The 25,785-nt window shown below is 65.3% G+C and carries 21 protein-coding genes; 11 read left to right on the forward strand and 10 right to left on the reverse strand.

The window, feature by feature from the left end; translation table 11 throughout:
* Positions 1–9: 9 nt before the first annotated feature.
* Positions 10–1,002, reverse strand: coding sequence for a sensor domain-containing diguanylate cyclase (locus tag CAG11_RS22950; RefSeq protein ID WP_053132811.1), 993 nt, complete (start codon positions 1,000–1,002; stop codon positions 10–12).
* A 208-nt stretch (positions 1,003–1,210) separates the two neighbouring features.
* Entirely contained in the window at positions 1,211–2,395 is a 1,185-nt protein-coding gene (gene desA, locus CAG11_RS22955) for a delta-9 fatty acid desaturase DesA (protein ID WP_085598084.1), read from the reverse strand.
* A 145-nt stretch (positions 2,396–2,540) separates the two neighbouring features.
* On the opposite strand from desA, the gene dibA reads away from it, so the two are divergent.
* The 6 genes from dibA to CAG11_RS22985 all read left to right on the forward strand — a co-directional run bounded on the left by dibA (position 2,541) and on the right by CAG11_RS22985 (position 8,860).
* Positions 2,541–4,460, forward strand: coding sequence for a phosphodiesterase DibA (gene dibA, locus CAG11_RS22960; RefSeq protein WP_022643502.1), 1,920 nt, complete (start codon positions 2,541–2,543; stop codon positions 4,458–4,460).
* 264 nt (positions 4,461–4,724) lie between these two features.
* Positions 4,725–4,907, forward strand: coding sequence for a sulfur starvation response protein OscA (oscA, locus tag CAG11_RS22965; protein ID WP_022643503.1), 183 nt, complete (start codon positions 4,725–4,727; stop codon positions 4,905–4,907).
* A 157-nt stretch (positions 4,908–5,064) separates the two neighbouring features.
* On the forward strand, positions 5,065–6,075 hold the full coding sequence (locus CAG11_RS22970; protein WP_053132808.1) for a sulfate ABC transporter substrate-binding protein: 1,011 nt from the start codon (positions 5,065–5,067) through the stop codon (positions 6,073–6,075).
* A gap of 90 nt (positions 6,076–6,165) precedes the next feature.
* Complete coding sequence (gene cysT, locus CAG11_RS22975) at positions 6,166–6,984, forward strand: sulfate ABC transporter permease subunit CysT (RefSeq protein ID WP_085598085.1); 819 nt, start codon at positions 6,166–6,168, stop codon at positions 6,982–6,984.
* Positions 6,985–6,997: 13 nt separating this feature from the next.
* Positions 6,998–7,867, forward strand: a complete 870-nt coding sequence (cysW, locus tag CAG11_RS22980; protein WP_085598086.1) for a sulfate ABC transporter permease subunit CysW — start codon at positions 6,998–7,000, stop codon at positions 7,865–7,867.
* Between the two features lie 3 nt (positions 7,868–7,870).
* On the forward strand, positions 7,871–8,860 hold the full coding sequence (locus CAG11_RS22985) for a sulfate/molybdate ABC transporter ATP-binding protein (RefSeq protein ID WP_085598087.1): 990 nt from the start codon (positions 7,871–7,873) through the stop codon (positions 8,858–8,860).
* A 206-nt stretch (positions 8,861–9,066) separates the two neighbouring features.
* Here the strand turns inward: CAG11_RS22985 and CAG11_RS22990 are convergent, their stop codons facing one another.
* On the reverse strand, positions 9,067–9,591 hold the full coding sequence (locus CAG11_RS22990) for a DUF962 domain-containing protein (RefSeq protein WP_085598088.1): 525 nt from the start codon (positions 9,589–9,591) through the stop codon (positions 9,067–9,069).
* A 100-nt stretch (positions 9,592–9,691) separates the two neighbouring features.
* Between CAG11_RS22990 and CAG11_RS22995 the strand changes: the two genes are divergently transcribed.
* Positions 9,692–10,381: a Crp/Fnr family transcriptional regulator gene (locus tag CAG11_RS22995; RefSeq protein ID WP_085598089.1), complete on the forward strand. Its 690-nt coding sequence runs from the start codon at positions 9,692–9,694 to the stop codon at positions 10,379–10,381.
* Between the two features lie 73 nt (positions 10,382–10,454).
* On the opposite strand, the gene CAG11_RS23000 is transcribed toward CAG11_RS22995, so the two are convergent.
* A complete protein-coding gene (locus tag CAG11_RS23000; RefSeq protein WP_085598201.1) occupies positions 10,455–11,459 on the reverse strand; it encodes an AraC family transcriptional regulator in 1,005 nt (334 codons plus the stop codon).
* A gap of 100 nt (positions 11,460–11,559) precedes the next feature.
* Here CAG11_RS23000 and CAG11_RS23005 point away from each other — a divergent pair, with 100 nt between their 5' ends.
* A complete protein-coding gene (locus CAG11_RS23005; protein ID WP_085598090.1) occupies positions 11,560–12,633 on the forward strand; it encodes a fatty acid desaturase in 1,074 nt (357 codons plus the stop codon).
* A gap of 81 nt (positions 12,634–12,714) precedes the next feature.
* Here CAG11_RS23005 and CAG11_RS23010 read toward each other — a convergent pair whose 3' ends face one another.
* The 3 genes from CAG11_RS23010 to CAG11_RS23020 are packed head-to-tail and all read right to left on the reverse strand — an operon-like array spanning position 12,715 to position 16,744.
* Positions 12,715–14,325, reverse strand: a complete 1,611-nt coding sequence (locus tag CAG11_RS23010) for an arylsulfatase (protein WP_085598091.1) — start codon at positions 14,323–14,325, stop codon at positions 12,715–12,717.
* Positions 14,326–14,339: 14 nt separating this feature from the next.
* Positions 14,340–15,155: an ABC transporter ATP-binding protein gene (locus CAG11_RS23015; RefSeq protein ID WP_022643513.1), complete on the reverse strand. Its 816-nt coding sequence runs from the start codon at positions 15,153–15,155 to the stop codon at positions 14,340–14,342.
* A complete protein-coding gene (locus CAG11_RS23020) occupies positions 15,152–16,744 on the reverse strand; it encodes an ABC transporter permease (protein ID WP_085598092.1) in 1,593 nt (530 codons plus the stop codon). The genes CAG11_RS23015 and CAG11_RS23020 overlap by 4 nt, the downstream gene beginning before the upstream one ends.
* Positions 16,745–17,080: 336 nt before the next feature.
* Here CAG11_RS23020 and CAG11_RS23025 point away from each other — a divergent pair, with 336 nt between their 5' ends.
* Complete coding sequence (locus CAG11_RS23025; RefSeq protein ID WP_085598093.1) at positions 17,081–18,103, forward strand: ABC transporter substrate-binding protein; 1,023 nt, start codon at positions 17,081–17,083, stop codon at positions 18,101–18,103.
* Positions 18,104–18,321: 218 nt separating this feature from the next.
* On the opposite strand, the gene CAG11_RS23030 is transcribed toward CAG11_RS23025, so the two are convergent.
* Positions 18,322–19,242 carry a LysR family transcriptional regulator gene (locus CAG11_RS23030; protein ID WP_022643516.1) on the reverse strand — a complete coding sequence of 307 codons (921 nt, stop codon included), beginning with the start codon at positions 19,240–19,242 and terminating at the stop codon, positions 18,322–18,324.
* Between the two features lie 184 nt (positions 19,243–19,426).
* Here CAG11_RS23030 and CAG11_RS23035 point away from each other — a divergent pair, with 184 nt between their 5' ends.
* The gene (locus tag CAG11_RS23035) at positions 19,427–20,332 is read left to right on the forward strand and encodes a TauD/TfdA family dioxygenase (protein ID WP_053132786.1); all 906 of its coding nucleotides are present in this window, start codon (positions 19,427–19,429) and stop codon (positions 20,330–20,332) included.
* Positions 20,333–20,556: 224 nt separating this feature from the next.
* On the opposite strand, the gene CAG11_RS23040 is transcribed toward CAG11_RS23035, so the two are convergent.
* Positions 20,557–22,173, reverse strand: a complete 1,617-nt coding sequence (locus CAG11_RS23040; protein WP_085598094.1) for an alkaline phosphatase family protein — start codon at positions 22,171–22,173, stop codon at positions 20,557–20,559.
* A gap of 129 nt (positions 22,174–22,302) precedes the next feature.
* Positions 22,303–23,247: a LysR family transcriptional regulator gene (locus tag CAG11_RS23045; protein WP_085598095.1), complete on the reverse strand. Its 945-nt coding sequence runs from the start codon at positions 23,245–23,247 to the stop codon at positions 22,303–22,305.
* 153 nt (positions 23,248–23,400) lie between these two features.
* Here CAG11_RS23045 and CAG11_RS23050 point away from each other — a divergent pair, with 153 nt between their 5' ends.
* Complete coding sequence (locus CAG11_RS23050) at positions 23,401–25,767, forward strand: TonB-dependent receptor (protein WP_022643910.1); 2,367 nt, start codon at positions 23,401–23,403, stop codon at positions 25,765–25,767.
* The last annotated feature ends 18 nt before the right edge of the window (positions 25,768–25,785 follow it).

Consider the following 25,785-nt stretch of genomic DNA (forward strand, 5'->3'; position numbering starts at 1 on the left):
GTTTGCATATCACCCGGTGACGATGCGGTTCTTGCCCTGGCGCTTGGCCTCGTACATCGCTGCGTCGGCCCGGGCGAACAGGCTATCCAGGCTCTCGTCTTCTGCCAGCAGGCTGGTCAGGCCCTGGCTGACCGTGATGCTGAAGACCTGGCCCTGGTGGCTGAAGTGCTGGCGCTGGATTTCTCGTTGCAGGCGTTCGGCCACCTGGCGCGCCATGTCGGCGGCGCAGCCGGGGAACAGCGCGGCGAACTCCTCGCCGCCGATACGCCCGAACAGGTCGCCCCGGCGCAGGGCGGCGCGTCCGCTCTCGGCGATGCGTTGCAGGACGATATCGCCCTCGGGGTGGCCATAGGTGTCGTTGATCACCTTGAAATCATCGATGTCCAGCAACAGGAAGGACAGGGGCGAGCCTTGCAGGCGGGCCTGTTCGAATTCGCGATTGGCACACTCGAAGAAGTGCCGGCGGTTGCTGCTCTGGGTCAGCGCGTCGGTGGTGGCCAGGCGCTGCAGCTCGTTCTCCAATTGCTTCTTTTCGCTGATGTCCTCGGCGATCCCCACCACGATCAGGCGCTGCCCGGGTTCGGCATTGCGGTTGATGAAGCATTTGTCGCTGAGCCAGCGCACCTGGCCCGTGGCGTCGATGATGCGGTACTCGCGGTCTTCCACCGCGCCTTTCTCCAGGACCTGGGCCAGGCTGCGCTCGGCGTATTCCAGGTCGTCGGGGTAGATGCTGTCGCGCCACTGGTTGTAGTCCGCCAGCAGCAGGCCGGCGGGGCGGCCGAAAATGCGTTCATAGGCCGGGCTGACGTACAGCACCTGGCGGCTTTCCCAGTCGAAGGCCCAAAGCACGGCGTTGACGCTGACCAGCAGCGAGTTGAACAGCTGCTCGCGTTCGGTCAGGCGAGCGACTTCGCCCTGGGCATGCATCAGGGCCATGAGGGTTTGCGCGGCCTCGGGCCACAGGGGAAGCGAAGATGGAATATCTGGATTCTTGTTGACCATCGGCACAATTCTCGAAGGGCGTGCCGCGTGGTGTTCGACAGCGGCTACAACCAAGCCCGCCTGGATGGCGAAGTGTTGCTTGAGATAGAGGATGGAACGCTAAGTTCCCGTGTGCCCCGGCGACGCGCCGGACGGTCGGCAGGCGCGGGTTGCGGGTGAGGCCGGAGGGAGTGTGCTCCCTCGCCTCGGGCGTGGCGAGGGATGCGGGTCAGGCGGCGCTGGGGCGCAGGGAGTAGGTCTTGAGCTGGTTGGCGAAGTCCCGCAGGGACTGGATGCCGCTGGCCTCGGCCTCGTGGACCCAGTCCTTGATGGCCGCCAGCATGTCGTGGCCGTTGGAGCTGGTCTTGACCCAGATCTGTTGCAGCGCCAGGCGCTTCTCGTAGATCACCTTCAACGCCTGGCTGTGTTCCAGCATGTTCTGGATACGCAGGTGGTGGCGGTCTTCCAGCAGGCTGGTTTCCCGGGACAGCAAGCGCTTGGCGCGGTGGAACTGGTGGCGCACCGAGTGATCGACCTTGGCCAGTTCCTGCTTGACCAGCGGGCCGATCACCAGCTTGCGGTACTGGGCCATGATCTGGAAGCGGTTGTTGAGGATCGCCATGGCGGTGTCCATGTCCAGGTGGCCCTTGCCTTCGACCCGATGGGCGATGGGCGCCACTCGCTGGACCTTGGCCAGGCCCAGCAGGCTGAACAGCTTGATCCAGCCCCAGCCCATGTCGAATTCCCACCTCTTCACCGACAGCTTGGCCGAGTTGGGGTAGGTGTGGTGGTTGTTATGCAGCTCTTCGCCGCCGACGATGATGCCCCAGGGCACCAGGTTGGTGGCCGCGTCGCGGCATTCGAAGTTGCGGTAGCCCACGGCATGGCCCAGGCCGTTGATCACGCCGGCGGCCCAGAACGGGATCCACATCATCTGCACCGCCCAGATGGTGATGCCGATGGTGCCGAACAGCAGCAGGTCGATCACCGCCATCAGCGCCACGCCGCCGAGTTTGTAGCGGCTGTAGAGGTTGCGCTCGATCCAGTCTTCCGGGCAGTTCTTGCCGTAGATGCGCAGGGTCTCGGGGTTGCGCGCTTCCTCGCGGTACAGCTCGGCGCCCTTGCGCATGACCGTGGACAAACCCTTGATCACCGGGCTGTGCGGGTCGTCGACGGTCTCGCATTTGGCGTGGTGCTTGCGATGGATCGCGGTCCACTCGCGGGTGTTCTGCGCCGTGGTCAGCCACAGCCAGAAGCGGAAGAAATGCTTGAGCCCGGCATTGAGCTCCAGGGAGCGGTGCGCGGAGTAACGGTGCAGATAGACCGTGACCGCAACGATGGTCACGTGGGTCATCAACAGGGTGACTGCCACCAGTTGCCAGGCGGACAAGCCAAGTAAACCTTCATACCACATAGGCGATAAGGCCCTCGATAGAGAAAAAACAGCCCAGGCATTATCACTAAGCCCGGTGAGAAAACCAGTCGCCCTTTCAGATAAGAGTGGCGGGATGTTTCTTCCTCTATAATCCCAAACTTTTCGTGTGGAAATAGACGGGCTTATGTCGGTTTCTTATCGCAATGGCTTGCGTGCTGCGCTGCTCTACCTGCTGCTGTCCATGGCCTGGCTGCAGCTCAGTGGCTATTTATTGAGCAGTTTCTTCGATGGATCGATCGACCAGGTCCTGTGGCAGCAAGCCAGCTGCTATGCCTGGGCCCTGGTCAGCGCGGTGCTGATCTTCTTTGCCCGTGCCCGCTTGCTGCGGGTGCTGGGCGCCGATCGCTGGCTGCGCCACCAGCAGAAGGACCGCGAGCGCCTGCGCCAGGCCGCGGCGGTGTTCGACTGTACCCGCGAGGGGGTACTGGTGAGCGACACCCAGGGGCAGATCGTCCACGTCAACCGCGCCTTCATGGAGATCACCGGCTACCAGCGCGAGGAGGTGCTGGGGCGCCAGCCGAGCATGTTCAAGTCCGGCCATCATTCGGTGGATTTCTACAAGGCGATGTTCGGCGCGTTGCGCCAGACCGGCGAGTGGAGCGGCGAAATCTGGAACCGGCGCAAGAGCGGGGAAATCTATCCGCAGTGGCAGACCATCCGTGCGATCCGTGACGAGCAGGGCGAGCTCACCCACTATGTGGCGGTATTCTCCGACATCAGCGCGATCAAGGATTCCGAGCATGAACTGGCGCACCTGGCCCACCACGATCCGCTGACCGACCTGCCCAACCGCCTGCTGCTCACCGACCGCGCCGAGCAGGCCCTGGCTTCGGCGCAGATCCACAAGCGCGGCTGCGCCATGCTGATGATCGACCTGGACCACTTCAAGATGGTCAACGACAGCCTCGGGCATAACGTCGGCGACCAGTTGCTCAAGGCTTTTGCCCAACGCCTGCGGGAGATGTTCGGCCCGGGCGTGACCCTGGCGCGCCTGGGCGGCGACGAGTTCGCCGTGCTGGCCGAAAGTTGCCCGCAGCTGGTGCAGGCGGCCGCCCTGGCCCAGCGCATCCTCGATGGTCTCAAGGAGCCGTTCCAGCTGGACGGTCACCAGGTGCTGATCAACGCCAGCATCGGCATCAGCCTGTTTCCCAGCGATGCCCGCAGCGCCAGCCAGTTGCTGCGCAACGCCGATGCCGCGCTGTTCAAGGCCAAGAGCGCCGGGCGCAATGGTTATGCGTTGTACACCGAGGAGCTCACCGCCCATGCCCAGCAGCGGGTGGAGACCGCCTTCGAGTTGCGCCGCGCCCTGGACCGCCAGGAGCTGCGGGTCTACTACCAACCCGTGCACGACCTGGCCAGCAGTCGCCTGGTGGGCGTCGAGGCCCTGGTGCGCTGGCAGCACCCGCACCGGGGCCTGGTGCCGCCGGCGGAGTTCATCCCCATCGCCGAACGCACCGGGATGATTGCCGAGATCGATGCCTGGGTCATGGGCGAGGCATGCCGGCAGATGTGCCAGTGGCAGGCCGAGGGCGTGGTGCTGTCGTTCATCGCGGTGAATGTCTCGACCCGCCTGTTCGCCCGTAGCGAGCTGTACCAGCAGGTGGCCCAGGTACTGCACGACACCGGGCTGGATCCGGCCTACCTGGAGCTGGAGGTCACCGAAAGCGCGCTGATGGATGACCCGGAAGTGGCCCTGGAACAGATGCATCGCCTGCGCGAGCTGGGCATCCGCCTGGCCATCGACGACTTCGGCACCGGCTATTCGTCGCTACTGCGGCTCAAGCGCCTGCCGGTGCAGAAGCTCAAGATCGACCAGGGTTTCGTCGCCGGTTTGCCCTGGGACGAGGACGATGCGGCGATTTCCCGGGTCATCGTGGCGCTGGCCCAGAGCATGGGCATGCAGGTCCATGCCGAAGGCATCGAGCAGATGGAGCAGGCGCGGTTCCTCCTCGACCAGGGCTGCGATCTGGGCCAGGGCTACTGGTTCGGCCGGCCGATGCCGGCCTCCTTGCTGGACTGGGACAACGCCCCGCAGATCCTCTGACCTGCCTGATGCAGCTTGCGGGTGCTGCGCCCCGGTCGCGGCCTCGCTGCGTTCGACAGCGGCTCCAGGCGCTTCGCGTAGCGGCCGCAAGAGGGTGGGCACGGACTCAGGGGGCCCGTAACTGCGCGCCCCGCCGAATAATTTCCACTGGTTATATAAACATTCTTAAATAGTATTTTTAAGAATATCCCTGCCTATCTACTATTGCTCCACGCCACCCGCAGTGCCGCCACTGCACGGCACATCCCACTCAGGAGCAACACCATGAGCGCATCTCTACGTAGCGTCGACGGACAGGACGAAGCAACCATCTTGCGTGAAATTCAAAGTGCACTGCGGGACCTGCGCTTCGGTGCGGTGGAAATCACCGTGCACAACGCCCAGGTCGTGCAGATCGAGCGCAAGGAAAAATTCCGCCTGCAGCAACCCGGCAACAAGCCCAGCTGAATCGCGCGTCACCCTCTCGCGAGCGAGAGGCCCGACTGGTCAACCGGAGGGCGTCACCCATGACCCCCAGTTCGTCCCACAGCGTTCGCCCGCGAATGCGAGCCTGATTCGCCATAAGAAAAATGCCAGCACATTAGAAAATTTCGGGAGCTCTACCATGTCGTCGATTCGCCGTTATGCCCTGGCTGCCCTCGCCAGCGCCGTTTTTGCCGGTTCCGCCGTAGCCAAGGACTATGAGCTGCTCAACGTGTCCTACGACCCGACCCGCGAGCTGTACCAGGACTACAACGCCGAGTTCGTAAGCTTCTGGAAGAAGGAGCACCCCGGCGACAACGTGAAGATCCAGCAATCCCACGGTGGTTCGGGCAAGCAGGGCCGGGCGGTGATCGACGGCCTGCGCGCCGACGTGGTGACCCTGGCCCTGGCCGGCGACATCGACGAAATCGCCAAGCTCGGCAAGACCCTGCCGGCGGACTGGCAGCAGCGCCTGCCCGACGCCAGCACGCCCTACACCTCGACCATCGTGTTCCTGGTGCGCAAGGGCAATCCCAAGGGCATCAAGGACTGGGGCGACCTGATCAAGAAGGACGTCTCGGTGATCACCCCCAACCCGAAGACCTCCGGCGGCGCCCGCTGGAACTTCCTGGCCGCGTGGGCCTACGGCCTGAAGGCCGGGGGTAGCGAAGCCAAGGCCAAGGAGTACGTGCAAGAGTTGTTCAAGCACGTACCGGTGCTGGATACCGGCGCCCGTGGCTCGACCATCACCTTCGTCAACAACGGCCAGGGCGATGTCCTGCTGGCCTGGGAAAACGAAGCCTTCCTGGCGCTCAAGGAAGACGGTGGCGCCGACAAGTTCGACATCGTCGTGCCGTCGCTGTCGATCCTCGCCGAACCGCCGGTGGCGGTGGTGGACAAGAACGCCGAGAAGAAGGGCAACACGGCGATCGCCGAAGCCTACCTAAAGCACCTGTACAGCCCGGCCGGCCAGGAGATCGCGGCGAAGAACTTCTATCGTCCACGGGACAAGGACGTGGCGGCCAAATACGCCCAGCAGTTCCCGAAACTGGAGCTGGTGACTATCGACAAGGACTTCGGCGGCTGGAAAACTGCCCAACCGAAATTCTTCAATGACGGTGGCGTGTTCGACCAGATCTACCAGGCCCAGTAACAGGAGGAGCCACTCTAACCGCCCTCGCCTGGAGCCCCGGAATCACTTCGGGGCTTCGTGCGTTTCACCTGCGTTCAACCAAGGACTCTTATGTCGCGTCGTATCTCCCCCGTCATACCCGGCTTCGGGCTGACGCTGGGCTACACCTTGGTGTACCTCAGCCTGATTGTGCTCATCCCCCTGGCGGCGATGTTCGTCCATGCCGCACAACTCACCTGGGACCAGTTCTGGGCCATCGTCTCGGCGCCCCGGGTGCTCGCCGCCCTCAAGCTCAGCTTCGGCACCGCCTTGTACGCGGCAGTCATCAATGGCCTGATCGGCACGCTGCTGGCCTGGGTCCTGGTGCGCTACAACTTCCCCGGACGGCGGATCATCGATGCGATGATCGACCTGCCCTTCGCTTTGCCCACCGCGGTGGCGGGCATTGCCCTGACCGCGCTGTACGCGCCCACCGGGCTGGTGGGCCAGTTTGCCACCGACCTGGGCTTCAAGATCGCCTACACGCCCTTGGGCATCACCCTGGCGCTGACTTTCGTCACCCTGCCGTTCGTGGTGCGTACCGTACAACCGGTGTTGGCGGACATCCCCCGCGAAGTGGAAGAGGCCGCCGCCTGCCTCGGCGCCAAGCCCTGGCAGGTGTTCCGCCACATCCTGGTGCCGGCGTTGCTGCCGGCCTGGCTGACCGGTTTCGCCCTGGCTTTCGCCCGGGGCGTGGGCGAGTACGGTTCGGTGATCTTCATCGCCGGCAACATGCCGATGAAGACCGAGATCCTGCCGCTGCTGATCATGGTCAAGCTCGACCAGTACGACTACACCGGGGCCACCTCCATCGGCGTGCTGATGCTGGTGGTGTCCTTCATCCTGTTGCTGCTGATCAACCTGCTGCAGCGGCGTATCGAAACCCCATAAGGAGGCGCGAACCATGTCCCAATCGTCCATCGCTGCCTCGTCGGCCAACGCCGCCCGCCGTGGCAGTGCCACTTCGCGGCGGGTATTGATTGGCCTGGGCTGGCTGATCTTTGCCCTGTTCCTGCTGTTGCCGCTGTTCATCGTCGTGTCCCAGGGGCTCAAGCTTGGCCTGGGGGCATTCTTCGCGGCGATCTTGGAGCCCGATGCGCTGTCGGCGCTCAAGCTCACGGTGATCGCGGTGCTGGTCTCGGTGCCGTTGAACCTGGTGTTCGGCGTCAGCGCCGCCTGGTGCGTGAGCAAGTATTCGTTCCGTGGCAAGAGCCTCCTGGTGACCCTGATCGACCTGCCGTTCTCGGTGTCGCCGGTGATCGCCGGCCTGGTCTACGTGCTGATGTTCGGCGCCCAGGGGCTGTTCGGCCCGTGGCTGTCGGAGCACGACATCCAGATCGTGTTCGCCCTGCCGGGCATCGTCCTGGCCACCATCTTCGTCACCGTGCCCTTCGTCGCCCGCGAGCTGATCCCGCTGATGCAGGAGCAGGGCACCCAGGAAGAAGAGGCCGCGCGCCTGCTGGGGGCCAACGGCTGGCAGATGTTCTGGCACGTCACCGTACCCAACATCAAATGGGGCCTGATCTACGGCGTGGTGCTCTGCACCGCCCGGGCCATGGGCGAGTTCGGCGCGGTGTCGGTGGTCTCCGGGCACATCCGCGGGGTCACCAACACCCTGCCACTGCACGTGGAGATCCTCTACAACGAGTACAACCACGTCGCCGCCTTCGCCGTGGCCAGCCTGTTGCTGATCCTTGCGTTGTTCATCCTGCTGCTCAAGCAGTGGAGCGAATCCCGAATCAACCGCCTGCGCGCCAGCGCCGCGGAGGAATAAGACATGTCGATCGAAGTCCGTAACGTCAGCAAGAACTTCAACGCCTTCAAGGCCCTGGACCGCATCAACCTGGATATCCACAGCGGTGAGCTGGTGGCGCTGCTCGGCCCCTCGGGCTGCGGCAAGACCACCCTGCTGCGGATCATCGCCGGCCTGGAGACTCCCGATGCCGGCAACATCGTGTTCCATGGCGAGGACGTTTCCGGCCACGATGTGCGCGATCGCAACGTCGGGTTCGTGTTCCAGCACTACGCGCTGTTCCGCCACATGAGCGTGTTCGACAACGTCGCCTTCGGCCTGCGCATGAAGCCCAAGAACCAGCGCCCCAGCGAAAGCCGGATCGCCGAGAAAGTCCATGAACTGCTGAACATGGTGCAGCTGGACTGGCTCTCCGATCGCTATCCGGAGCAGCTCTCCGGCGGCCAGCGCCAGCGTATCGCCCTGGCCCGGGCCCTGGCGGTGGAGCCCAAGGTGCTGCTGCTGGACGAGCCCTTCGGCGCGCTGGATGCCAAGGTGCGCAAGGAGCTGCGCCGCTGGCTGGCGCGGCTGCACGAAGACATCAACCTGACCTCGGTGTTCGTCACCCACGACCAGGAAGAGGCCATGGAAGTGGCCGACCGCATCGTGGTGATGAACAAGGGCGTGATCGAGCAGATCGGCTCACCTGGCGAGGTCTACGAGTATCCGGCCAGCGATTTCGTCTATCACTTCCTCGGCGACTCCAACCGCCTGCGCCTGGGGGAGGACGACCATGTGCTGTTCCGGCCCCATGAAGTGTCGCTGTCGCGTTCGGAGCTGGAGGACCACCACGCCGCCCAGGTCCGTGATATCCGCCCGCTGGGCGCCACCACCCGGGTGACCCTCAAGGTCGAGGGCCAGGATGAACTGATCGAGGCCGAAGTGGTGAAGGACCATGACAGCCTGGTGGGCCTGGCCAAGGGCGAGACGCTGTTCTTCAAGCCCAAGGTCTGGCAGAAGGTCGCCAACCTCTAACAGGCCGTTTGAAAGCTACCTGCGTTGCCATCGCTGCGTTGAAAACAGGCTCGCCTACATTTTTCAACGGCCTGCTAAAGCATCGCGGGCAAGCCGGATCGCCGCCCGCTCGCTCCTGCGGATCGAAGTGGTTCGCCTTTACCGCGAACGACACGAACCTGTAGGGGCGAGGCTTGCCCGCGTCCGGTCTTGCCCGCGATATCGATCTAGATCGCGGCACGCTTCGGATTGGCCCGCACACCCCCCGCCCGTGCCTCGATCTGCTGCTTGAGGTCATGGCGCAGGCCCAGCATGAAGGCCAGTTCGGCCACCACGAACAGCGGGCCGATGATCAGCCCGGAGACGTCATCGACGAAGGCTGGCTTGCGCCCTTCGTAGTAATGGCCGACGAACTGGATCACCCAGCCCACAACGAACATACCCACGCCACTGGCCAGCCAGACCAGGGTGCTCTGTTGCGCCAGTGCCTGGCCAGCCCACGCCGACAAGCCCATCAGCACGCTCATCAATAACCCCAGGCGCAGTTCCAGGCGCAGGTAGTACACCGCTGCGAACAGGGCCAGCAGCAGCGCCGGCGAGAGCATCAACCCGGCCACCGGCCAGGCCGGACGGGACAGCAGTACGGCCACGGCGACCACGATCATCGGGATACCGATGAAGTGGCTGGCGATATTGCGTGGGTCGCGGTGATAGGCCGCGTATTGACTGAGATGATCGACGAGGCTTTTCATTGTTGTTCCTCCGTTGGGGTAACGGGATCATGCCGGACGCCCGATCACGGCTCTGTCGGCTAGGCGACAATCAAGGCGATGCCCTGGGAAAACACGGTCCATGGATATGCAGCAATGGCGCGAATGCCTGATGGCCGGCCAGTGGTTCAGCCACGTGCCGGCCTCTCTACAGGATAGTCTGCTCGACAATGCCCGCCTGCGGCGGCTGGCGCCGGGGCAGTACCTGTTTCGCCGTGGCGATCCACCCTGCGGCCTGTATGCGGTGGTCGAAGGCGTGATACGGGTCGGCGCGGTCAGCGAACAGGGCAAGGAGGCCTTGCTCAGCCTGATGGAGGCACCCCACTGGTTCGGCGAGATCTGCCTGTTCGATGGCCAGCCGCGTACCCACGATGCCTGCGCCGAGGGCACCTGCACCTTGCTCCAGGTACCCCAGGCGAGCCTTGCGCGGCTATTGGACGAGCAACCCGTCTACTGGCGCCAGTTCGCCCTGTTGATGAGCCACAAGCTGCGCCTGGCCTTCATCAACCTGGAGCAACTGAGCCTGATGCCGGCTCCGGCGCGGGTGGCCAACCGCCTGCTGGCAATCGCTGCCGGTTATGGCGAGGTGGCCCAGAGCCGGCGCCTGCTGCAACTGCCCCAGGAACAGCTGGCGCTGATGCTCTCGCTGTCGCGCCAGACCACCAACCAGATCCTCAAGGACCTGCAGCACCAGGGCATCTTGCGCCTGAGCTATGGCGAGATCGAGATCCTCGACCCCGAACGCCTGCGTGTCCTCGCCAACTCCGTGTAGCCGCTGTCGCAGGCTCGGCACGCGCCGCCATCTGGCGGCGCCTGGTTTCTACAGGTCAGGGACGGTTCGGGGGTCAGCGCAGGCCGTCGCGGAATTGCCCCGGGGTCATGCCGGTCCAGCGCTTGAAGGCCCGGCTGAAGCTGCTGGCGTCGGCGAACCCCAGCAGGTAGCTGATCTCGCTCAGGGAGCAGGCCGGGTCGCGCAGGTGCAGCAGGGCGAGGTTTTCCCGGCATTCGTTGAGCAGGGTGTCGAAGCGCGTGCCTTCGTCCGCCAGGTGCCGTTGCAGGCTGCGCAGGCTCAGGTGCAGGGCCTGGGCCACTCGCTCGGCGGCCGGCTCGCCGTCGGGCAACTGGGCCTCGATCACCTCGCGCACCTTGCGCTCCCAGGTCAGCGGCCGCAGCTGCGCCAGGGCGCGCTTGAGCACTTGCTCGTTGTGTTCGGCCAGTTCCGGGTTGGCGTCGTCCAGGTGGCTTTCGAAATCCTGCACGCGAAACTCCAGGCAATCTTCGCTGGCCGCGAAGTGCACCGGGCAGCGGAACACCCGGTGCCATTGGCTGGGGTCCTCGGGCTGCGGCCGCCGCAGGTGTACGGCCAGCGGCGCATACTCACGGCCCAGGCGGCTGCGACAGGTGCGCACGTGGATCGCGGCGAACGCGTCGATGGCCTCGAACGCCGGCCGCTGGGCGCCTTCGGGAATCTTCAGGACGAAGCGGTAGCGGTCCGAGTCGCGGATCAACTGCGGGACCAGGGCATCGCTGACCACCTGGTGATAGCGCAGGATGCGCTCGAACACCTCGCGCAAGCTGCCGCTGGCCACCAGTGCATACCCCAGGGCGTGGAACGTGGTGGGGCTGACGAAGCGCGACACCCGCAGGCCGATGGCCGGATCACCGCTGGCCTGTACCGCCAACTGCCACAGACGAGTGGTGGCCGACAGCGGATAACGGGCGTTGGGATTGTCCATCAATTGGGGGTCAAGTCCGGCCTCGCGGCACAGGGCCGCGCTATCCAGGTCCAGGGCATCCAGCTGCTTGCGCAGGGCACGGGTCCAGCTGGCGAGAGAAGTGGCTTCGGTCATGCGATTGGCGCGTCCGGTCAACAGGTTGGCGTTCACAGCTAGCGCCCCGGGCCGGGGCTCGGGGCAGGATGCACACATCACTGACCCAGAGGATGGAATCATGCACGGTACTTGCGCAAGCCCCGACCGGATGGACGCGCAACAACGCGCGGCGCATATTCGCGAGGTGGTCATGGCCCGGGGCGACGAACTGCGCCGGCGCTATCCGCTCCTGCGCCACCAGGACGCCCTGGGCGCGGCGATCCTGGCCTTCGCCCTGGCCGGCATGGTCGGCTGCGCGGCGCTCTATCTCAATGGTCACCTGGCCTGGTGGGCCTGCCTGCTGCTCAATGCGTTCTTCGCCTCGCTGACCCACGAACTGGAGCACGACCTGATCCACAGCATGTATTTTCGCAAGCGGCGGGTGCCCCACAACCTGATGATGGGTTTGGTCTGGCTGGCTCGTCCCAGCACCATCAACCCCTGGATACGCCGCCAATTGCACTTGAACCACCACAAGGTCTCGGGCACTGCGGGCGACGTCGAAGAACGTGGCATCACCAACGGCGAGTCGTGGGGCATCGCGCGACTGCTGATGGTGGGCGACAACATGATCTCGGCCTTCGTCCATACGCTCCATGTACCGGGCTGGAAGGCCAAGCTCAAGCGTTTCGCCCGGCTGATGGCGGCCTATGCTCCCCTGGCGCAGTTGCACTGGGGGGCCTGGTACGTGTTTCTAGGTTTCCATGGGGCCAATGGCGTCGCCGCGTTGCTGGGCACTTCCATCCAGTGGTCGGCCAGCACCCTGGCGCTGATGCAGGTGATCGACATCGCCGTGGTGGTGATCGTCGGCCCGAACGTGCTGCGTACCTTCTGCCTGCACTTCGTCAGCTCCAACATGCACTACTACGGTGATGTCGAGCCGGGCAACGTGCTCCAGCAGACCCAGGTGCTCAACCCCTGGTGGATGTGGCCGCTGCAAGCATTCTGCTTCAACTTCGGCAGCACCCACGGCATCCACCACTTCGTGGTCAAGGAGCCCTTCTACATCCGCCAGATGACCGCGCCGGTGGCCCACCGGGTGATGGCGCAGATGGGCGTGCGTTTCAACGACCTGGGCACCTTCACCCGGGCCAATCGCTTCACCGCCAAGGAGCGGGCGGCGATGGAGGCGGTGCAGGGGGTGAAGGCCTGAGGTGGGGTGGTTGAGCCAGTCGCGGGCAAGCCAGGCCGGTAGGAGTGAGGCTTGCCCGCGATGGTGATTGCCCGGCCGCTATCAGTCCGGCTGGAACGGTGACTCGCTGAGGATCACCCCGGTTTCGTCCACGTAGCGCTGCCATTCCTGCAACAGGATTTGCAGCTTTTGCGGGTGGCTGCCGGCCAGGTCGTGGATCTCCCCGGGATCGCGCCCCAGGTCGTACAACTGCCAGGTGGCCGGGCCCACGGGGCCTGGAATGTACACCGCCTTCCACTGCCCCTGGCGGATCGCCCGGCGGCCGAACAGCTCCCAGCCGGTGACCGTGTGCTCGTCATGTACCTGCGCGGTCTCGCCGGACAGGAACCCCAGCCACGACTTGCCCCGTAGCGGTGCGATATCGCGCCCGCGCCAGCGCTTGCCCGGATGGCGCACGCCGGCCAGGTCCAGCAGGGTCGGGGTGATGTCCATCACCGTGCCGAAGCCATGGCTGACCTGCCCCTTGAGCGGCAACTGCGGGTAATGCAGCAACGCCGGCACGCGAATCCCGCCCTGGGTGGTGAAGGCCTTGAACAGCCGCGACGGCGCGGTGGCGGCCTGGGCCCAGGCCGGTCCGTACCAGACATAGGAATTGGCCCGGCCGATATTCTGAAGGCGGTTGTCGTAATGCTGGTCCAGGTAGCTCAACAGCTGCGGGCCGAACTTGGGGAAGGCTTCCAGCAGCGCCCCTTCGGCTCCGTTGTCGGACATGAACAGGATCAGCGTGTTGTCCAGCTGGCCCTGCTGGCGCAGGTAATCCACCACCCGGCCGATGTTCCAGTCCATGCGCTCCACCATCGCCGCATACACCTCCATGGCCCGGGCCGAGCGCTGGCGCTGATCGTCGCTGAGGGCGGCCCACTCGGCGTCCAGGCCGATCAGCGGGTGCGGCTCGACCTGGGCGTCCACCAGCCCCAGGGCCTTGAGCTTCTCCAGCCGTTCCAGGCGCAGGGCCTCGGGGCCGGCGTCGTAGCGCCCGCGGTACTTGGCGACGATCTCTTCAGGGGCCTGCAACGGCCAATGAGGCGCCGAGAACGGCAGGTAGGCGAAAAACGGCCGGCTCTGGTCGCGCTCCTTGAGGTACTGCAAGAGCTTGTCGCCGAAGGCATCGGAGGAATAGAACCCCTGCGGCAGAGCGTCGAGGAAGCGATCGTCCTCGATATACAGCGCCGGGGTGGACTTGAGCAGGCCCGGGGTATGCTCGTCGTAGGTGGGTTCGAAACCATAGTGGTTGGCCGCCCCGGGCAACAACGCGAACGAACGCTCGAAGCCCCGGGCGTGGGGTGCGCGGTCCACGGTCAGCCCCAGGTGCCACTTGCCGCTCATCAGGGTCTGGTAGCCGGCTTCGCGCAGCAGTTCGGGCAGGGCCGCTACCCGGTCGTTGAGGTGGCCCTCGTACCCTGGCTTGCCGATCAGCTCCGGGGTCAGGGCCTCGGCCATGGTGCCGATCCCGGCGATATGGTGGTCGGTGCCGGTGAGCAGCATGGAACGGGTCGGCGAGCAGGTCGGGGCGGTATGGAAATCGGTCAGGCGCAGGCCGTTGAAGGCCAGGGCATCGAGGTTCGGCGTGGCGATCTCGCCCCCGAAGGCGCCGAGGTCGGAAAAGCCCAGGTCGTCGGCCAGGATCACCAGGAAGTTGGGACGTTGCGGCATCGAGTCACTCCTGTTCAGCAAGCAATGAAGGTCAAGGGCAGGTCGCTGATCCGTACCGGTGGCGGGGCCTGGTAGTGGTCGTCGCTGGTCAGTTCGTGCAGCAGTTCCTCGCGCAACTGGTGGAAGTCGAAGCTGCTGCGCTGGCGCGGATGGGGCAGGGCCACCTCGACCACGCGCTTGATCCGCCCCGGGCGCGGCTCCATCACCACCACCCGGTCGGCGAGGAAGATCGCTTCCTCGACATCGTGGGTCACCAGTATTGTGGTGATCCGTGCCCGCTCGCGGATCGCCAGCAGCTCGTCCTGCATCTGCTGGCGGGTCAGCGCATCGAGGGCGCCGAAGGGTTCGTCCAGCAGCAGGATGCGCGGGCTGGCCACCAGCCCCCGGGCGATGGCCACCCGCTGCGCCATGCCGCCGGACAGCTGGTGCGGGTAGGCCTTGGCGAAATCCTTGAGGCCCACCAGCTCGATGAACTCGGCGATGCGCCGTTGGCGTTCGGCGGCGCCCAGCGGTTCGTTGACCAGGCCCAGGCCGATGTTCTCGGCCACGCTCAGCCAGGGGAACAACCGGTGCTCCTGGAACACGATGCCGCGTTCGCTGCCGATGCCCTCGACGGCCTTGCCGTCGACGCGTATCTGGCCACGGAACTCGGTGTCCAGGCCGATCAGCAGGCGCAACAGGGTGGACTTGCCACAGCCGCTGGAGCCGACGATGGCGACGAATTCGCCTTCGGCGATGTCCAGGTTGAATTCGCGGATCGCCTCCAGTTCGCCACCGGCGACGGGAAAGCTCTTGCCCACGTGATTGAAGCTGACCAGAGGTGCGTTCATGCGTGTCTCCAACGGGTGGCGTGGCGTTCCAGCCATTGCCCAAGGAAGTTGATAAGGGCGCCGGTCAGGCCCACCAGCAGCATCCCGGCCATGATCAGGTCCATGCGCAGCAGCTGCTGGGCGCTGATCATCTGGCTGCCGATCCCACCGTCGGACGGCATGAAGTACTCGGCGCCGATGGTGCCCAGCCAGGCGTAGATCAGGCTCACCCGCAGGCCGGCGAAGATCCCCGGTGCGGCCCCGGGCAACACCAGGCGCCGCAGGCGCTGCCAGAGGCCCAGGCGCAACACCTGGGCAGCCTCCGCCAGTTGTGGCGAGAGCTGGGCGACGCTGCGCTGGGTGGCGATGAACAGCGGGAAGAAGGCGGCCAGGGCGACGAAGACCCACTTGGCCAGCTCGCCCAGGCCGAACCAGGCGGTAAGCAGCGGCACCCAGGCGAAGATGGCGATCTGGCGCAGGGCGGCCAGGGTCGGCCCCAGCAGGCGCTCGCTCAGGCGCGACAGGCCCAGCAGCAGTCCCAGCCCCAGGCCCAGGCTGCCGCCCAGCAACAGGCCGGTGAGGGTACGTCCCAGGCTCAGGCCCAGGCCGCCCAGCAAGCTGGCATCGAGCAGGCCGTCGAAGGTGGTGGCCAGCACCACCAGGGGGCTGGGCAGGATGTTGGCGTCCAGCCACTGGCGTTCGCTCGCCAGTTGCCACAGGGCCAGCAGCGCCAGGGGCAGCAGCCAGGGTTGCAGGCGCTGCCAGCCCTGGTAGCGCGGGCCACGGCGAAACTCGGCGGTGGCCGGGTGCGGCCAGTACACCAGCTTGCGGTCCAGCCAGCCGATGCCGCGATCCATGGCCATGCCCAGCACGCCGATCACCAGGATGCAGACGAAGACGATATCCAGCATGAACAGCTGCCTGGCCCAGACCATCAGGTAGCCGATGCCTTCGCTGGAGGCCAGCAACTCCACCGCCAGCAACGAGGTCCAGCCGGTGGCCAGGGCCAGGCGCACGCCCGCCATGAAGGCCGGCAGCGCAGCGGGCAGCACCAGGCGCCGCAGCAGCAGGATCGGTGGCAGGCGCAGTACGGCGGCGGCTTCGCGCAGCCGCGGTTGCGCGTCGCGCACGCCCACCAGGGTATGCAGGGTCACCGGGACCACCACCGCCTTGAGCAGTACCACCAGCTTGAGCAGTTCGCCGATGCCGAAAAACACCATGAACAGCGGTACCCAGGCCAGGGTCGGGATCTGTGCCAGGGCACCGAAGGTGGGAAACACCAGGCGCTCCAGGCGGCGGCTGAAGCCCATGGCGCCACCCAGCAGGGCGCCGGCACCGATCCCGACCAGCAGGCCCCAGCCCAGCCGTTGCAGGCTGATCGCCAGGTGGCTCCAGAGTTCGCCGGCGGCCAGCTCCCGGGCGCTGTTCCAGACCAGCTCCGGGGCCGGCAGGATCTGCTCGCTCATCCATTGGTTGCGACTGGCCAGCCACCACAGGCCGAACAACCCCACTGGCAGCAACCAGGGCAGCAGGTGCTTGGCCGCCGGCCAATTTTGGCGCGGGCCGGAGGGTGACCACAGGGGCAGGCTGAGCAAAGAAACACGGGCCATGGGTGACCTCCGTCGTCGGGTGCGGCATGGCATGGGGCGGGCCACGTCCAGGCGTGGCGGAACCGATCGCTCCTACAATATGCATTTGTGTTCTATTAAAAATCAAATCAATGCTATTGAGCGATAAGAGAGGCCATTTAAGGCTTCCCTTCGCCACGCATCCAATGCATTTGGAGAATATTTTCCATGCATTTTCCGCATGTTCCCGGGGGAGCCCCGTACTGACTGATTTATTTCTTTTAGTTATTAAAATGTGAATTTTTAGTATTTAAATGCCTTGCCCTGCTGGGCCTACCTTGGGCTCCTCAACGCCTTTGCCCTCCAGGAGCCGTCCCCATGAACCTTCCCTTCAAACGTGTGATCAGCCTGTTGGCCGCGCCGGCCCTGGCCGGGCTGCTGGGCTACCTGCCGCTGCTGGCCCAGGCTGGCGAACTCAAGGAAATCCGCATCGCCGTGCCCGACCTCAGCGCCGGTACCCAGCACAGTTCGGGCGGGGTGGTGGATGTGCTGCGCCACCAGCAGATCCTGGAGAAGGCCTTCGCCGACCAGGGCATCAAGATCCAGTGGAATTTCTTCAAGGGCGCGGGGCCGGTGATCAACGAAGCCTTCGCCAATGGCCAGGTGGACCTGGCCTACCTCGGCGACCTGGCGGCCATCATCGGCAAGTCCAATGGCCTGGATACCCGCCTGCTCAGTGCCACGGCCCGTGGGGTCAAGCATTACCTGGGGGTTGCGCCGGGGTCGGGGATCAAGACCCTGGAAGACCTCAAGGGCAAGCGCGTGGCGGTGTTCCGTGGCACCGCCACCCAGTTGTCGTTCGATGCGGCCCTGGCCAGCCGGGGCCTGAGCGAAAAGGACCTGAAGGTGGTCAACCTCGACTTCAATGCCGCCGTGGCGGCCCTGGCGGCCAGGCAAATCGACGCTTCCTGGGGCAGCACCGGGCTGTCCGCCCTGCGCAGCAAGGGCCTGGCCGAATTGCCCCTGAGTACCAAGGACCTGGGCGATGCCGGCAGCGTGCAGGCGGTGCTGGTAGGGTCGGGCAAGTTCGTCGACGAGCATCCCGAGGCTGTGGAAAAACTGCTCAAGGCCCAGCAGCAGGCGGTGCAATGGCTGACCCAGGACAGCAACAAGGAGGCCTATATCCAACTGGTGTCGGGGCTGGCCAGTTATCCACCGGTGATTCTCCAGGATGACCTCAAGGACCAGCGCCTGAGCGAGATCTTCCCCTCGACCCTGGACCCGGTGTTCCTCGGCCGCTTGCAGGACTCGGTGGACCTGGCGGCCAAGGAGCGGCTGATCCGCAAGCCGTTCAAGGTCAGCGAATGGGTCGCCCCACAACTGGCCGCCGCCGGCCTGTAGCGCCCGCCGAAATGTAGCCGCTGCCGAGCCTGCGAGGCTGCGCCAAGGCCGCCAGGCCTTCAGCGGTTTCGCTGCCTGCACCTGCGTTGCGAGGTTGCGGCTACAAGAGCTTCGTGTAGCCGATGCTTCTGGCTCGGCACGAACCGCCCTTGCGCGATTTGCCTGGTGCACGGTGTCGCCTGGTTTTGCGGTCGCAGCCGCGCGCTGCTCGTCAGCGGCTACAGGGCCATGGCCACTTGCTGCTGGTCCACGCTCACCAGCACTTCGATCATCTTGCGGGCCGCCGGCGACAGGCGAAAACCACTGCGGCTGACGATGCCGCAGCGGGCATTCAGGCTGTCGATGTTCTGCGGCAGGTTGCGCCAGTGCAGCAGGGCCAGCGAACCCTGGGCGATATCCTCGGCGAACGCCTCGGCGGTGCCCACGCCGATGGCATTGGACTGGCGGACGATCTTCACCAGCGCCGGGAAATGCTCGGTCTCGATGGTCGGCGAAAAGTCGATGCGCCCGCTCAGGTTGGCCAGCAGCTTGCGAATGCCCGGCGGGATCAGGGTGGTGGCCAGGGGGTAGTCGAACATGTCGTTGGTGGACAGGCTTTCCTTGGCCAGCAACGGATGCCCGGGACGGCAGAAGAACACCCCGCGCTTGGGCGTCAGGGCCTGGGTCTGGTAGTTGGGGTCGGCCTCGAAGTGGCGGATGTCGGCGATGAAGAACTCGATCTCTTCGCGGTTAAGGCTGCGGCTGAGTTTTTCCCAGTTATCCACGGCAAAGCAGGTACGCACCCGCGGGTGGGCGCTGGTGAACTGCGCCACGGCGTCGGGCACCAGCTTCACCGCGGGCGCCGGGCCGCAGCCGAAGCGCACCTCGCCGGCATCGAGCTTGGTCATCTGGGTCACTTCACTGCTGAGCAGGGCCGCACCCTGCACCAGGCTCAAGGCATGCTGCAGCACCACCTGGCCCTCGGGCGTGGGGCGCAGGTCCTTGTTGCCCCGGTCCACCAGCACGCAACCGAACTCCTGCTCCAGGCCCTGGATACTGCGGCTGAAGGCCGGCTGGGTGATGCCCATGGCATCGGCGGCGCGGACAAAACTGCGGTGCTCGTTGAGGGCGATGAAGTAACGCAATTGGCGAAGATCCATATGCTTTCCCGGCATCCGAAAAATAGCTCGAAGGCATTTGCGACGAGTGATGATTGAGGTTTTAAATGCAAGCTCTTATTCCGTCAACGAAGCATGTATATATCTATTAGACCTAAAGTGAATATAGATAGAGCGTTGTTTCGCGGCGGTGCCTACCGTGATCAGTCCGCTGAGGGTGTCTTCGATGAGTAATGCCGCTTTAGCTGTCAAACCCGTTGTCCAGGCCCTTGAAATCCACCCGGTGGCCGGCCGTATCGGCGCCGAGATCCGTGGCGTGCAACTTTCCGGCGAGCTCGATGCCGCTACCGTGCAGGCCATCGAGCAGGCGCTGGTGCAGTACAAGGTGATCTTCTTCCGTGGCCAGGCCCACCTCGACGACCAGAGCCAGGAAGCCTTCTCCCACCTGCTGGGCGAGCCGGTGGCCCACCCCACCGTGCCGGTGCGCGACGGTACCCGCTATCTGATGGAGCTCGATGGCGCCCAGGGCCAGCGAGCCAACTCCTGGCACACCGACGTGACCTTCGTCGACGCCTATCCCAAGGCCTCGATCCTGCGCTCGGTGGTAGCCCCGGCCTTCGGCGGCGACACCGTGTGGGCCAACACCGCCACCGCCTATAACGAGCTGCCGGAGGAGCTGCGAGCCTTGGCGGACCGGCTGTGGGCGGTGCACAGCAACGAGTACGACTATGCCTCGGTCAAGCCCGACGTCTCGGCGGAACGGCTGGAGCGCTACCGCAAGATCTTCACCTCCACGGTGTTCGAGACCGAGCACCCGGTGGTTCGCGTGCATCCCCAGAGCGGCGAGAAGAGCCTGGTGCTGGGGCATTTCGTCAAGCGCATCAAGGGCTATTCCCAGGCCGATTCGGCGCACCTGTTCAACCTGCTGCAAAGCCATGTCACGCGCCTTGAAAATACCGTGCGCTGGCGCTGGAGCGCCGGTGACGTGGCGATCTGGGACAACCGCTCGACCCAGCACTACGCCGTCGACGACTACGGCAGCCAGGACCGCGTCGTGCGTCGGGTGACCCTCAAGGGCGACGTCCCGGTGGGTGTCCAGGGCCAGCGCAGCCAGACCACCAAGGGGGCCTGAACGCCCCCGACGGTTGCAGGTCACCACCAACCCTGCCGCTGCCGAGCTTGCGAGGCTGCGCAGGGCCCGAAGGCCACACAATCGCCGCAGCGGCTCCGGGACGGTGGCGGATTGGCGTTTTTTCGCGGGCAAGTCGGATCGCCGCCCGCTCGCTCCTACGCAAGAACGCGTATGCCTTTGTAGGAGCGAGGCTTGCCCGCGATGAGGTCCTTGAAGTCAGCGCCTCACCACACCCCAATCTGCACCACCTTTTCCGCTTCCGGTTCGCCGTAGCGGAAACGCTGGCCCCGCAGGTCGATCTCCTCGTAGCTTATGGTGGTCCGGCGCTTGAGGCCGCGCAGCCATTCCAGCAGGTAGCCCAGGTGTTCTTCGCGCACCGACGCATAGGCCGGATCGGCCCCCAGGTCGTGCAGCTCCTGCGGGTCGTTTTGCAGGTCGAACAGCTGCGGGCGAAAACCGTCGTAGGCCAGGTACTTCCAGCGCTCGCTGCGCACCATGGTCATGCGGCAACGGTCGATGGGCTGGCCCAGGCGCTCCCGGGCCGGGGCCTGGAAGGCGTAGTCGTATTCGCTGATGGCGTAGCGGCGCCAGGGCGGCGTGGCGCCATGCAGCAGCGGGATCAGCGAGCGGCCTTCCAGGCGGTGCTCGGCACCCGGCAAGCCCAGGGCCTCGAGGAAGGTCGGCAGGGCATCGATGCTTTCCACCAGGCGGGCATCCACCGTGCCCCGGCTGCTGTGCGCCGCTGGCCGTGGATCGCGGACGATCAGCGGCACGCCTACCGCCGGCTCCAGCAGGAATTCCTTTTCCCCCAGATAGTGATCGCCGAGGAAGTCGCCATGGTCGCTGGTGAAGACAATCAGGGTGTCGTCCCAGCGTCCGCTGCTGTGCAGTACATCGAACAGCCGGCCTAGCTGGTCGTCCACCTGCTTGATCAGGCCCATGTAGGTGGGCACCACGTTGGCGCGCACCTCATCGCGGGAGAAGTTCAGGCTTTCCTCGTGCTGGCGGAAGGCCTGGTACACCGGGTGGTCGCTGGCTTCCTGCGGCGCGGCCCGCACCGGCGCCAGTACCTGCTCTGCACCGTAGAGCGCGTGGTAGGGCGCCGGGGCGATATAGGGCCAGTGCGGCTTGATGTAGGACAGGTGCAGGCACCAGGGGCGCTCGCCCTGTTCGTGGATGAAATCGATGGCGCGGTCAGTGGTGTAGACGGTTTCCGAATGCTCTGCGGCGACCCGCGCCGGCAGGTGCGCGTGGCGCATCTTCCAGCCGCTGAGGATCTGCCCCTGCTCGCCGGCCGCGGCGTTGGCCCAGTCATGCCAGGGGTTGCGCCCGGCGTAGCCAAGCTCGCGCAGGTAGTGGGTGTAGGGCGCGGACTCGCGCTTGTCGTCGAACAGCGGGTCGTCGGGGTAGATGCCGTCGTGGCGGAACCAGGGCTCGAAGCCTACTTCGTTCAACTGTTCGGCCTGGGGGCTGTCGGCGGCGATATCCAGCCGCTGCTGGGCATCCAGGTTGGGCGTGGCGTGGGTCTTGCCCACCAGCGCGGTGCGGATGCCGTGGGGCCGCAGGTAGTCGCCCAGGGTCAGTTCCTCAAGCGGCAGGGGCACGGCGTTCCACGCCACCTGGTGGCTGCTCACGTAGCGCCCGGTGTAGGCCGACATCCGCGACGGGCCGCAGATGGTGCCTTGGGTATAGGCGCGGCTGAAGCGCACTCCGGCGGCGGCCAGGCGGTCGATATTGGGGGTATGCAGGTGCGGGTGGCCGTAGCACGACAGGTAATCCCGGCGCAGTTGGTCGCACATGATGTAGAGCACGTTGCGCACGGGTTGGGGGGTAGGGGACATGGGCTTCACCGATCGAAAGACAGGTGAGGGTTTTCGCCTTCGCCAGGGGATGCCGGCAAGCGCATTTACCGCATGCTTTTCATGCGTGATGTGCATCGCTCTTGAGGACGCCATCGCCGGCAAGTCGGATCAGATGGCGAGCTTGTGCAGCGAGCACAGCTCCTCATCCTGTGCGTCGAGGTGCTTGATCTCCTCGATCATCGCCTGGGCCAGCGGCGACAGCCGATACCCGGCGCGGCTGACGATGCCGTAGCGGGTGTAGAGCTCTTCCAGGTCGTCGGCCAGCCCCTCGATTTTCAGGCACACCAGCTCGCCCTTGGCCTGGTGCAGGGCATCGCTGTAGGAGCCGACGATGCCGATGGCGTCCGAGCGCAGCACCACCCCCAGCAGGCTGTAGCTGTTCTCGCATTCCACATTGGGCGTGAAGTCCGGCTTGCCACTGAGATCGACAATGACCTTGCGCAGGTTCGGCGGGCGGATGGTCACCGCCAGCGGATAGCTCATCAGCTCGCTGGCGCTGACGCTGTCGCGCCCGGCCAGGGGGTGGCCGGCGCGGCAGCAGAAGTGCCATTTGCGCGGGCGCAGGCGCTGGGTCAGGTAGTCCGGGTCGGCCTCGAAGTGCCGGGTATCGGCGACGAAAAATTCGAACTCCTCGCACAGCAGGCGCTTGCCCAGGCTCTGCCAATCCTCCACCTGGAACTGCACCCGGGCCTTGGGATAGCGCCCGATGAAGCTGCCGATGGCCCGGGGGATCAGCCCGGCCGCTGGTGCCGGGCCGCAGCCGAAGCGCAACTCCCCGGCTTCCAGGCCATTGAACTGGCTGATTTCGTTGGCCATCTGCTGGGCGCCGCTGACCAGCCGCCGCGCGTGTTCCAGCAGCAGCTGGCCCTGCTTGGTCGGCGCCAGGTCCTTGCGCCCACGGTCCACCAGCTGGCAGCCGACGCTGTGCTCCAGCGCCTGAATGCTGCGGCTGAAGGCCGATTGCGAGAGGTTCACCGTGGCCGCGGCCGCGACGAAGCTGCGCTGCTCGGCGAGGGCGATGAAGTGGCGGAGCTGGCGCAGGTCGATATGCATTTTTCACATAAAAAATATCGGGGAAATGCATTGGCTATGCATTAGGTCGACTCCTTATAAAGGCAATCTCTTATGCAGTAAATCTTTGTAAAAACATAAATAAATAACTTCAGGGAATATACGAGCTGTATGTTTTCTGACCAGGAGCCGCCCATGAGCCCGTTGTCCATCGCTTCACCCCTCACGCCTCGGCGGCTCAAGCGCCTGCCCCTGGCCCTGCTGCTGGCCGGCAGTGCCGGCTGGAGCGCGAGCTGGGCCGAGGAGGCGCCGGTGCCCCAGGCGAGCCCGGCCAAGAGCAGCGCCAACAAGGTCGACGACGGCCAGTTGCAGACCGTGACCGTGACCGCCCGGCGCCGCGAGGAAAGCTCGCAGAACGTGCCCACACCCATGAGCGTGATCGGCGGCCAGGCCCTGGAGAGCCAGCGGGTCTATCGCATCCAGGACCTGCAACAGCTGGTGCCCAGCGTCAACGTCGCCTACATGCATGCGCGCCAGTCCAGCGTGTCGATCCGCGGCCTGGGCAACAACCCGGCCAGCGACGGCCTGGAAGGCAGCGTCGGGCTGTACATCGACAACGTCTACCTGGGGCGGCCGGGAATGGCGGTGTTCGACCTGATGGACATCGAGCAGCTGGAAGTGCTGCGTGGTCCCCAGGGCACCCTGTTCGGCAAGAACACCACCGCCGGGGTGATCAACATCAGCACCCGCGCGCCGAGCTTCACCCCCGAGCGCAGCATCGAGACCTCCCTGGGCGAGGATGGCTACTTCCAGACCAAGGGCACCATTTCCGGGCCGCTGACCGATGAGCTGGCGGGGCGTTTCTCGGCCTATCGCACCCGCAGCGACGGCGATATCAAGAACGAGCACGACGGCCACGACCTCAACGGCGGTTCGCGCCAGGGCTTTCGCGGCCAGTTGCTGTACAAGCCCAGCGACCGCTTCAACCTGCGCTGGATCGGCGACTACAACGAAGAGGATTCCAGCGCTGGCACCCGGGTGCTGTACAGCACCGGGCCGACCATCAACGGCAGCAATGTCTATGAGTCGCGCGCGGCGGCCGCCGGGGCGACCCTGGTCAACGGCAGCCATCGCAAGGTCAACCTGGACAACGACCAGCACGTCACGGTGTTCCAGGGCGGTACTTCGCTGGAGGCCAACTGGATCCTGCCCAGCGATTTCACCCTGACCTCGGTCAGCTCCTACCGCTGGTGGAACTTCACCCCGCGCAACGACGATGGCCTCAACGTGCCGGCCACCTACAACGCCGGGGTCTCGGTGGAAGACAAACAGTGGTCCCAGGAGTTTCGCCTGGCCTCGCCCAGCGGCGGGTTCTTCGACTACGTGCTGGGGGCCTACTACTTCGGCTCGGACCTGGATAACAAGTCCTTCGCCTACTACGGGCCCAAGGCCGATATCTGGAACGGTACGCCCACCGGTGCGCTGAACGACGTCACCAGCATCGGCAAGGGCAAGATCCGCACCGACAGTTTCGCCCTGTTCGCCCAGGGCACCTGGCACCTCACCGAGCGCCTGGATTTCACCGCTGGCCTGCGGGGTTCCTACGAGGAAAAAACCGCCTCGGTCGGCCGCGACGCACCCCTGGGCGGTGTAGCGGTCACCGGGGCTGCGGCCAATGCCCGGCGTGGCCGGGCCGGGGCTTACGATTCCGGCGACCTGAACCAGTACAGCACCAGCCCCTCGGGGTTGCTCAACCTGAGCTACCGCTTCAGCGATGACCTGCTGGGCTATGCCACCTTGTCCCACGGCGAGAAATCCGGCGGGGTCAACCTGGCGGTAGGTTCGGCGCCCACGGCCGGTGCCGACTCCTTGCTGATCGGCACCGAGCGCGCCAACAACGCCGAGCTGGGCTTCAAGAGCACCCTGTGGGATCGGCGCCTGCAACTCAACGCCAACCTGTTCTGGACCCAGGTCAACGGCTACCAGACCAACGCCTACGACTATGGCAACCGCGTGCAGTACCTGACCAACGCCGGTTCGGTGCGCTCGCGCGGGGTCGAGGTGGAAAGCACCCTGGTGCCGCTGCGCGGCCTGACCCTGAACCTAAACGGTTCCTACAACGACGTGCGCTACCTGTCCTACAAGGATGCCCCATGCCCGCCGGAGGTCAGCTTGCGTCCCGGGGCGCCGGCGTCCTGCGATCTCACCGGGCACCAGGTGGTGGGTGCCTCGAAGTGGATCGCCAACGCCAACGGCGAATACAAGTGGAACCTGGATAACGGCCTGGAGGAGTACGTCACCGCCAGCTATGCCTTCCGTTCCAAGGCCGTGGGCACGGTGGAGGATTCCCAGTACGGGCAGATCCCCAGCTACGCCGTGGTCAACCTCTCCACCGGCCTGCGGGGCAACTACGAGCAGGGCCAGTGGGACGTCTCGCTGTGGCTGAAGAACGCTTTCGACAAGACCTACTACACCACCCTCTGGACCGGCGGCAACGGTGGTTACGAGGGCCTTTTGGGCACGCCGCGAACCCTGGGCGTGACCGGTCGCTACGACTTCTGAAGTCCGCTTTCGCACCTG

Source organism: Pseudomonas sp. B6(2017), assembly GCF_002112765.1.
GTDB classification, from domain to species: Bacteria; Pseudomonadota; Gammaproteobacteria; order Pseudomonadales; family Pseudomonadaceae; genus Aquipseudomonas; species Aquipseudomonas piscis.